Genomic DNA, 10,463 nt, shown 5'->3' on the forward strand with positions numbered 1-10,463 from the left:
TCAGGAGTCGTAGGGGCGTTTCATGTCGCTCCGCGAAACGGCCGTTAGCTTCGCACAACTTTCCTATCGGAATGCTCCGCAAACGTTAACGCCCGTACAGGAGTCAGGAGGGAAGAGAGGAGAAAGAAAGTATATGCATGAGAACGTTTTTTTATCACGCTCTTATCCGGACATAATATTAGTTGTGAAAAAGAAACTTTGGAAGATTTAGGAACAGTTGAATATTTGCGCGATTTAGCAATTCAAGCAGGCTTAAATACTCAACATATATATATAGATGATATTGGTTGAAGTGAAGATTTAGAAGTTTTTTGCGATTTCGATAATCAGATTATTCGTCACTTATTCAAGTTGTATCCTTGGGAGTGGATGATGGAGGAAAAATTCGGGAAATATCTATTATTAGAACCGATGAAAATCATCGAACCTGCTTGGAAATTAATTTGGAGTAATAAAGCTATTTTGCCTATTCTTTGGGAATTTTTTCCAGACCATCCTAATTTATTGCCAGCTTATTTTGACTCAGGAAAATTGTCTCATCTTTATCTGAGTAAACCAGTTTTTTCTAGAGAAGGAGGAAATATTACTGTTTATTTTGGAGATAGAGAATATCAAACCGAAGGAATATACGAAGACGAACCTTTAATTTATCAATCCTATTATCAATTGCCGAATTTTGATGGTTATTATCCGATAGTTGGTGCTTGGGTAATTGGTGGAGAAGCTGCTGGTATTTGTGTTAGGGAAGACCGAGAAATTGTGACTCAAGATTTGAGTAGATTTGTGCCTCATTATTTTAGTTGAGAGATATAATACCATGTCCGAATGAATAATTATAAATAATTAGGGAGGACTCAGGAGTCGTAGGGGAAAATGGCTATTCGCCCGTACAGGAGTCAGGAGGGAGAAGAGAAAGAAAAAGTTTTTGATCGCTAATTGGCAGGCATGATATTATTGCACAAGTTAGAAACAATAAAATTCTCCGAACTTGCTATTTTAGTGTAAACTCCCACTAACAACTCGACTTTGAGCAGCAAATAATTCCTGAATACCTGCTTCTGCTAAATCTAAAATTTGATTCAGTTGAGTACGACTAAAACTACCTGCTTCTGCTGTTCCCTGAATTTCAATCAAAGCAGGTTTATTGTTCATCACTACATTACAATCAATTTCTGCTGCTACATCTTCAGTATAATTCAAATCTAAATAAGGTTCCCCCTCCAATAACCCTACTGACACAGCAGCAACTTGATGCACAATAGGCGATCGCTCTAACTCTCCTTTGTCTATTAATTTGCTAATAGCATTTGCCATTGCCACAAACCCCCCAGTAATAGAAGTAGTGCGAGTACCTGCATCTGCTTGTAAAACATCAGCATCAACTATTATGGTGCGTTCCCCTAATAAATTCATATCTAGAGAAGCTCTCAAACTACGTCCGATCAATCTTTGAATTTCTTGAGTTCGCCCAGATAGTCTCATAAATTCTCGTTGTTGACGTTGGGGAGTTGCACCAGGTAACATTCTATATTCTGCGGTTAACCAACCCTGACCTGTATCTGCCAAAAATTTTGGTACTCCTGGTTGAATAGTAACAGTGCAAAGTACCTTAGTTTCGCCACACTTAGTTAAAACAGAACTGGTGGCAAATTTAGTGTAATCTAATTCAAAACTGATAGGTCGTAATTGGTTTGGTTGTCTACCATCAGGACGTTGCCAAGACATAATATTTTTAATAGATAATGGATAATTAATAATGGATAATTGATAATGGATAATTAATAATTACTTTTACTTATAAGGCAAAGAATTCAACCAAGCAGGGAAATCTTATTTCTTTTTTCTTTCTAAAAGGAGAGGCTTTAAACCTAGATTCGATTAATTATCAATTTGTCATTTCAGTTATCAGGTATCAGTACCTCTAATTAATAATGGATAATTAATAATTACCTCTACTTAAAAGGGAAATAATTCAACCAAGTGGGGAAATATTTTTTCTTTTTTCTTTGTAAAAGGAGACACTTTCAACCTAGATTCGATTAATTATCAATTTGTCATTTCAGTTATCAGTTATTAGTACCTCTAATTAATAATGGATAATTGATAATTACCTCTACTTAAAAAGGAAAGAATTCAACCAAGTGAGGAAATCTTATTTATTTTTTCTCTGTAAAAAGAGAGGCTTTAAACCTAGATTCGATTAATTATCAATTGGTAAAGTTTAGATAATCTAAAAATTGAATATTGACAAATAATAACTAATTACTGAGAATTAAGTTTCTCTAAAATTTGTTGTTGAACTAGGGTTACTGATTTTTCCCCATCAATAGTAAGTAATTTTTGACGATATTGATAATATTCCAAAATTGGAATAGTACGTTCATAAAATAAGTCTACCCGACGCTGCATAATTTCTGGATTATCATCACTACGCCCTCGCTCCAAACATCTGCTCATAAATTTTTCCTCAGACACCTTTAAATAAATTGCCCAATCTAATTTTTGCCCCAAATCATCTAACAAAAAATGTAATTCCTCTGCTTGAAAAGCTGTTCTAGGATAACCATCCATTAACCAACCCTGACTAACATCAGACTCTAAAAGTCGTTGACGCACAAACTGAATCATTGTCCGGTCTGGTACTAAGTCTCCCTTTTCCACATAAGGTTTTGCCACTTGGCCTAATGTTGTTTGAATAGCGATCGCCTCCCTGAGTATATTGCCAATAGAAATCAAAGGAATCTGTAGATACTGACATAGTAATTCTGCTTGAGTTCCTTTCCCCGCACCTGGACCACCTAAAATTATTAGTCTCACCACAATGTACAATTGACTGTTCTATATATATATCTTGTATATAGCATTTCTCAAGTTAGTGAGGTAAAATCGTTTTTCTTCTTTTCTATTCCCACCGAACCAGAATTACTACTCCCTGCTCCCTACTACCTCAAACTTGGACATATATATAGTGTTAAATTTGCCCTATAATCAAAAAAAGCACTATATATTGTAAAATGAATATTGTCCTAGGGCAAGCTTTCAGTCCAGCTTAGTAGTTGGAAAAATCAGTATAGTACCAAAAATAGATTTCTCAATTTTAATTTTCATAATGGTTGCACAATTACAAACCCCTGCTCTAAACGTCGCTAGTGATTTACCTTATACTATTCCTGGTCTAGTACAGGTATTCACAAGTGGTCAACGTAATTTCTTTACTGATGTTATGGCTCAAGCTTTGAGGATAGCTGGCCAAGGTACATCTGTATTGATTGTACAATTTCTCAAAGGGGGACTTAAGCAAGGACACGATAAACCAACGCAATTAGGGCAAAATCTTGATTGGGTTCGCTGTGGTGTTCCTGGTTGTATTGATACGTCGGATATAGATGAAAGTCAAAAAAATTCACTACTTGATTTGTGGGGCTATACTCAAGCAGTCGTAGCTGAAGGAAGATATGAGTTAGTAGTTCTTGATGAATTAAGTTTAGCAGTTAATTTTGGTTTAATTCCTGAGAGTGAGGTATTAGATTTTCTAGAAAAGCGCCCTTATAATTTAGATGTAATTTTGACTGGACCAAATATGCCTGAAGAAATTTTGCAGATGGCAGACCAAATTACAGAAATTCGTCGTAGTCATAGACCTTAAATCAAAAGGAAGAAGGAAGAAGGAAGAAGGAATTATCAATAACTTTTCCCTAATTTAATTCTCTAGGGGTTTGGTTTCCAAACCCTGTCTAGACTTAGATAAAAAACATAAATTCCTCGTAGTCATAGACCCTAAATTAAAAGGAAGAAGGAAAAAGGAAGAAGGAATTATCAAGAAATTTTCCCTAATTTAATTCCGTAGGGGTTTGGAAACCAAACCCTGTCTAGACTTCTATCAAAGAATATTTAGGTTATTTTTAGAGAGTTACTAAATTAAAATCACAAGAATTAAAAGGTGGCGATCGCTACTAACGATGCCACAAGAAACTTTTTCGGTAACAACAGAAAATTTCCAGTCTAAAAATTTAATTTAATACTACTAAACCGACATAACTAAAATGGTTAAATAAGCGTAGGTTGGGTTGAGGAACGTTAGCGAAGCTTATCCGAAGGATAAACCCAAAAATTCTAAGGTTTTGTTTGTTTTTGTTAGGTTTCACTTCGTTCTACAAGAGCCTAAATTTTAGGTGTATCATGGCATTAGGTTAAAGTAAACTTTTAGGAATAGTAGAATAAATATAATAAATATAATAAATCATCGCAATTTTTGGTTATTTAAACAGCAAAAAATCTTACCAGAGTTATCGTCAAATGAAAACTTTATTGAAGTGGACGGTTGCAGAATATCATCATCTCATTAATACCGGAATATTAGTTGACCGACAGACAGAACTTTTGCATGGAGAAATAGTAGAAATGTCACCGGAAAGTCCGATACATACTCAAATTACAGAAACTACTGTTGAATATTTACGTTTTCTACTAAAAGGGTTAGCTTATATTCGGGAAGCACATCCTATTACTCTTTCTAATTCTGAACCTCAACCTGATATTGCTATTGTACGTCCACCCAGAAATAATTATCGTCAACGTCATCCATATCCTGAAGATATTTTTTGGTTGATAGAAGTTGCTAATACAACTTTAGCTTATGATTTAGGGGAAAAAAAGCAAGCTTATGCACAAGCAGGAATTTTAGAATATTGGGTAGTAGATGTAGAAAATCAGCAAATTTATGTTTTTCGACATCCTAAAAGTGATAATTATGAGTCGGAATTTATTTTTCGGCAGGGAAAAATTAACCCCTTAGCATTTCCAGATATTTCTGTTTCAGTTAATCATTTTTTTACAGAAAATTAGCTATGCAAAAATTTGATGCTAAGACTAGCGATCGCCTGATTTATTCAAAAAGTAATTTACCTATGAATCATATTCATTTCTTATTTTCTATTTTAGGTGTATCTTGAAAGATTACTGGTAAAATTCCTTCTACAATAACAGAGAAAATGTTAATATTCATATTTAGATAAATTTTGTATTTTTTTAGATATAAATAGTTCTAAAACATGGATAAATTTTTACAGGGAAAAGAAGGAAAAGAATTAGAAAAAATAGGGGCAGATATTTTTCGAGCTATTGGATTAGATTGTTTTGATGGTTTAGGTCAAGTTCTGTTAAAAAATATAACATCAGGATATCCAGAAAACGAGAATCTTGAATTTGATTACATGATACCTGAAGATAAAGTTTGTTTAATAGGTGAAATAACATCAAGAACAGATACAGGCAAAATTAATACAAAGTATAAGAAGTTTATAAATCAAATCAATATAATTAAAAAGTTAGAATTTTCAGATGATATTTGGCAAAAATTAGGTATTAAACAAGAGAGTATAAGAAAATTTAGAAATATACAGTCAATTAAAGGATTTTTTATTACTACAACTAAAGAACGATTTGAGCTTACTTTGCCAAAAGTGGAAGATATAGTTGTATTTTATCAATCTGATTTTATGAGATTATCTGAATATTCTCAAAATATAGGAATATGGACTAGAAACTATTTTTTAGATAAATTTTCTCTCAACCATAGGACACATAATTCTATTTCAATCTATGAGAAAGATCATGAACTAATTAGAAGTACCAATAAGAAAATTAGCAAAAAATATGAAGATAACGATGCTCCTTTATCAGATTTATATACATTTACTATATCGCCATACGAGATACTAGATATAGTTCATGTATATAGACAAGATGAACTTCCTTCATTACAAGATAGTTCAACCTATGATTATCAAAGACCTTTAAATCCCGATAAACTAAAAGAAATCAGGAAAAATTTATTAACTGAGTGTGATTTTATTTTCCCATCTAATATTTTGGTTATTCTATCTAAAGAATGTAAATATATGAAAGATGGAGACGGAAATAGTTGTTTGTATATTCCTAAAAAGTATGGAAATATTGCTGTAATTGATGGTCAACATAGATTATTTTCTTATGCTGATGAAAAGGTTAAATCAATTATGCAAGATGATTGTAAAATAATGGTAACGGCAGTTTATTTTAGAACTGATGTTCAAGAAATTATTAATAAGTTTAGTGCCAGAGTATTTATAGAAATCAATATTAATCAAACAAAAGTAGAAATAGCTCATCTAGATAAAGTTACTTATGAATTGGGAAGTCAAGAGCCAAAAGCAATTGCAACCAAGATTATTGTAACTCTAAATACCAAAGGAAACTTTAGAGGATTTTTTGACATAGCATCAGGCAAAAAAAATAAAGGTATTATCGAAGCTGGGATAATTATTGGTGAAATCAAAAAAATTACAAATATTAGAAATATCAAAAAGTTAACAAAAGCAAGTATTGAGAAAACTAAACTTAAAAAGGATGGATATGAGAAACTGTTTGATTCAACTATAGAAAAATTATCTGAAAGAGAAATTTTAGTAGAAAAAGGAACTATTTTATTTGAGCGTTATTTTAACCAAATTTTTTCATGTTTTCATTGGGATAAAGTTAAAAGTAAAAATGAAACTCACACTTCTTTTAGATACTCTAAATTTTGGTGTGGTTGGATTAATTTACTCATTATATTTATAGAAGAAGGTTTAGACTGGGACAAAATAAAACAAGAGCTTAATAATATCAAAAGTAATGTTATGAATTTGTTAGCAATTACTCAATACAATCAACCTTTATTTCAATCAAAGAATCCTAAAATTCCAGATTCAAGTTCTTCTCCTAAAAAAGTTGGAGAATTTTTGAATAAAAATCGAACAGAACCTTGTTCTATTCAAGATGTTTAAAAATCAACTTAAAATGATATACAGCGGTTTTCATTTCAGTAGACCACTGTAGGGGCGATTTCCGTTCCGGAATGCTGCGCAAACGCGAATCGCCCCTACAGATGGTGTATAATTTAATAATTTGCGTAAGTCCTCATTTAGTGGGATAGGTTCATATACATTTTTCTCAATACACTATGGCAAGGATTTGGAAAGAACTAAGAGTTCAGGATAGAAGATGGAAGCCAAGTAGTCGCCCGATCCCCTGGTTTCTAGTTGATTGTCCGATGTTAGATGATGCAGCTCCTCCTGAGTTTTCTCCAGACCCTGCCATCATTCCCGAGTTCATTTATTATGTTCACGTTTGTGGTTTTACCTTCCGATTTTGGTCAATCAGTCAGATTCAGCTCTGTCTTGATTTCTACTCTCAAAAACTCAACCCAAGTTCTCGCATATCAATATCTCCGAACTGGCAGGAGAAACCAGACCACAGTCTACTCCAAACATGGTATAGTAGATTACCACTTGCTCTACGAAAAGAAAATAAGCGCCAGCAAGTGATCAAGACTTTAAAAAAGGCATTAGAGAAGTTTAGCGATGAACCATGTCTGCTTCCATGGAATCGAGGAAAAGTGAGAATATCTAGACCTGGTGTCAGATGGTGTTTCAAATGTGACAAAGTATTAGGTCAGGGTCGCTGCTTAAAGTGTAAGCGGAGGCGTTTTAGTCCTGAAGGGTATAGAGTCGCTCACTGCAATAACTGTGATACAGTCTGGGGGGAAGGGGAGTGCGAAAGTTGCCAGAAGTTTAGAAAAAAACTTAAAGAGATTGACATCCAGGAATAGAGGTAGTGCGTCAAGGAAGTGTGGGAAGTGTGGGGAGTGTGGGGAGTGTGGGGAGTGTGGAGACCTACCCCTAACCCCGACCGTGGAGGGGAAGTGGGTCCAGCTGAGAAAGAAAGTAGGAGGAATAATTGTTGGGTGTATATTTATTGTGCTTGTCTTGATGCCGTCCTAACTTTTTGGTCCAACAACCTTAACAACTCGCACTTTTTTCGCGACAAAAATGCGCTTAACCTTATATATATCAGTGCTTTTAGATTACATTAACCTGCCCTACTGGACGCTCCTTGAAAATTCTTACTTTTGAATTGAATCTAATGCACCATTTAAGGCGTGTCAGTCTACTACTTACTTATCCCACACTTTGATAATGCACAACCGAAAATACTGCTGCACAAAGGTCGTTGGGCCCGCCTAGCAGCAGCTATATCCCTCCTTGGAGTTAGAAAGACATAATTATTTATCCCACACTTTTCTGATGCACTACCGATAAAAGTCGCAAATTTTGGTGTATACTAATCTAAAATTGGGCAAGTTATGCCTAAATTTCAGTCATCTACTTTTTCTCCATCAATTTCTGACTACTTTCAACCATATTAATAAACTCACTCCGATAACCTTCTAAATCTAAACCCTTCGACTCATTTGCCAACTTCAACACTTTACTAAAACTAGCATCACCTTTATATTCAGAATCTCGCAAAATCATTCCATACTCAGCCACAGCAGCAGCAAATTTAAAATTATTAGAAGCATCATTTAAACTTACTCCCTTATCAACAACTGGCTGTTTTATTAACTCAGAAGTTGTACCCTTTGGCTCCTTATAACGCAACTTTACTAACATTAATTCATCACTATTATAAGCTGCCTCATCAACTTGATTATCTTGATATCTCAACTCATCAACTTCCGGCAAATTCACATTACTTTCTACTCCCACAGGAATAACTTCATAAAGTGCCGTAACCGAATGTCCTGCACCTAACTCTCCCGCATCCTTTGTATCATCATTAAAATCTTGAGAACGTAACAGTCGATTTTCATAACCAATTAAACGATAAGCTTGTACTTTTGCCGGATTAAATTCCACTTGAATTTTCACATCTTTAGCAATAGTTAGTAGAGTTCCTCCCATCTCAGTCACTAACACTTTTTTGGCTTCCAAAAGATTATCAATATAAGCATAATTGCCATTTCCCTTATTAGCCAACTGTTCCATTTTTGCATCCTTAAAATTACCCGTACCAAAACCAAGCACTGTCAGAAAAATCCCTTCATCTCGATAATTTTCGATCATTCTGACTAATTCAGCATCGCTAGAAACTCCCACATTAAAATCTCCATCAGTTGCCAGAATAACCCGATTATTTCCTGAAGATTGATAAAACCTTTTAGCTAAATCATAAGCAAGTTTAATTCCTTCACCTCCAGCAGTCGAACCTCCAGCTTCGAGGTTATTAATTGCTGTGAGAATTTTATCTTTTTCATTGCCATTTGTAGGAGGTAAAACTACTCCTGCTGCTCCAGCATAAACAACTATTGAGACAGTATCTTTTTCTGTTAGTTCACCCACCAATAATTGAAAAGCTGATTTAATTAAAGGTAGTTTATTGGCATTATTCATCGAACCAGAAACATCCAAGAGAAAGACTAAATTACTAGGAGGTAAATTTTCTGTAACTATATCTTTGCCTTGAATACCAATATGAACTAATTGATGTTGCTTATTCCAAGGAGAATCAGAAATTTCTGTAGTAATAGAAAAGGAATTATTGGCTTTTGGTTGAGGATAATCATAAGTAAAGTAATTTATTAATTCCTCAATTCTTACAGCATCTTTTGGTGGTAGCTGACCTTGAGTAATAAAGCGACGTAAATTACTATAAGATGCTGTATCTACATCAATGGAAAATGTAGATAGGGGATTATTTTTTACTACTTTAAAAGGGTTGTAATTAATCAGATTATATTCTTCTGTATTTGACGGTATTTCTAGACTAGAATCTATTTGAGATTCTGTGCTTAAAAAGGTTGGTGCGCTTTGTTGTACTGCTTTATCTGCTGAAACTCTTACATTTTTTGCTGATTCTGAAGCGAACCTTGCTGTTTTTCGTTGACCGCCACAACTTATTAAAAGTAGTAAAGGTAAAAAAATTACTAAGAATTTTACTGGCAAAATTAGGTTAAGGGTGATGTTTTTATTTTTCATCATATCCACTCTATTTTTCCATATAGGGCATGACAGTTTTTGCTGAAAATAATAGTTAGATTCAGCAAGTTGGCATAGACTACAACAAAGAGAGTTCCCTTTCCGTAAAATTTATAATAATTACTTGCCTGACTACTAACTCCTAAGTTCTAAATAAGTTGTAACATTTTATGGTAGGGGTTTGGTCTCCAAACCCTTTATTATATTGCGTTTGGAGACCAAACCTCTACAGTTCTTTTTCACAGATTATTTACGATTGCTGTAGTCGTGACTAGAAATAACTTGAATCTCATTTTTTCGGATTCAAATTCTGTTTTTTATCCAATAAACATCTGACATAAAATATTTTATTTGACTCAATTCTTTGTCATGTTATTTTGAGAATTACAAACACAACTTCTGAATTATAAATTCGTTAATCTTCTGGGTTTGGAGACCAAACCTCTACAGTTCTTTTTCACAGATTATTTACGATTGCTGTAGTCGTGACTAGAAATAACTTGAATCTCATTTTTTCGGATTCAAATTCTGTTTTTTATCCAATAAACATCTGACATAAAATATTTTATTTGACTCAATTCTTTGTCATGTTATTTTGAGAATTACAAACACAACTTCTGAATT

General features: G+C 33.7%; 7 protein-coding genes and 1 pseudogene. 5 read left to right on the forward strand and 3 right to left on the reverse strand.

The features are described 5' to 3' along the window. The first annotated feature begins 177 nt into the window (after positions 1 to 177). Positions 178 to 804: pseudogene (locus ACP6PK_RS02300) on the forward strand (glutathionylspermidine synthase family protein). Between the two features lie 192 nt (positions 805 to 996). Here the strand turns inward: ACP6PK_RS02300 and rph are convergent. Together rph and ACP6PK_RS02310 are read right to left on the reverse strand one after the other, a co-directional pair. Continuing rightward, the gene (rph, locus tag ACP6PK_RS02305; protein WP_426557404.1) at positions 997 to 1,725 is read right to left on the reverse strand and encodes a ribonuclease PH; all 729 of its coding nucleotides are present in this window, start codon (positions 1,723 to 1,725) and stop codon (positions 997 to 999) included. Between the two features lie 537 nt (positions 1,726 to 2,262). Then, a complete protein-coding gene (locus ACP6PK_RS02310; protein ID WP_426557406.1) occupies positions 2,263 to 2,820 on the reverse strand; it encodes an adenylate kinase in 558 nt (185 codons plus the stop codon). 289 nt (positions 2,821 to 3,109) lie between these two features. Between ACP6PK_RS02310 and ACP6PK_RS02315 the strand changes: the two genes are divergently transcribed. From ACP6PK_RS02315 to ACP6PK_RS02330, 4 genes are all read left to right on the forward strand, one after another. Continuing rightward, positions 3,110 to 3,646, forward strand: coding sequence for a P-loop NTPase family protein (locus tag ACP6PK_RS02315; RefSeq protein ID WP_094674035.1), 537 nt, complete (start codon positions 3,110 to 3,112; stop codon positions 3,644 to 3,646). 650 nt (positions 3,647 to 4,296) lie between these two features. Further along, positions 4,297 to 4,845: a Uma2 family endonuclease gene (locus tag ACP6PK_RS02320; RefSeq protein WP_426557408.1), complete on the forward strand. Its 549-nt coding sequence runs from the start codon at positions 4,297 to 4,299 to the stop codon at positions 4,843 to 4,845. 206 nt (positions 4,846 to 5,051) lie between these two features. After that, positions 5,052 to 6,806 carry a DGQHR domain-containing protein gene (locus tag ACP6PK_RS02325; protein ID WP_426557410.1) on the forward strand — a complete coding sequence of 585 codons (1,755 nt, stop codon included), beginning with the start codon at positions 5,052 to 5,054 and terminating at the stop codon, positions 6,804 to 6,806. A 176-nt stretch (positions 6,807 to 6,982) separates the two neighbouring features. Then, positions 6,983 to 7,630 carry a hypothetical protein gene (locus ACP6PK_RS02330; RefSeq protein ID WP_426557412.1) on the forward strand — a complete coding sequence of 216 codons (648 nt, stop codon included), beginning with the start codon at positions 6,983 to 6,985 and terminating at the stop codon, positions 7,628 to 7,630. 553 nt (positions 7,631 to 8,183) lie between these two features. On the opposite strand, the gene ACP6PK_RS02335 is transcribed toward ACP6PK_RS02330, so the two are convergent. After that, positions 8,184 to 9,842 carry a vWA domain-containing protein gene (locus ACP6PK_RS02335; protein WP_426557414.1) on the reverse strand — a complete coding sequence of 553 codons (1,659 nt, stop codon included), beginning with the start codon at positions 9,840 to 9,842 and terminating at the stop codon, positions 8,184 to 8,186. Between the last annotated feature and the right edge of the window lie 621 nt (positions 9,843 to 10,463).

The organism is Dapis hubbardiae BLCC-M172, assembly GCF_050016015.1.
In the GTDB taxonomy this organism is placed as follows: Bacteria; Cyanobacteriota; Cyanobacteriia; order Cyanobacteriales; family Microcoleaceae; genus Trichodesmium.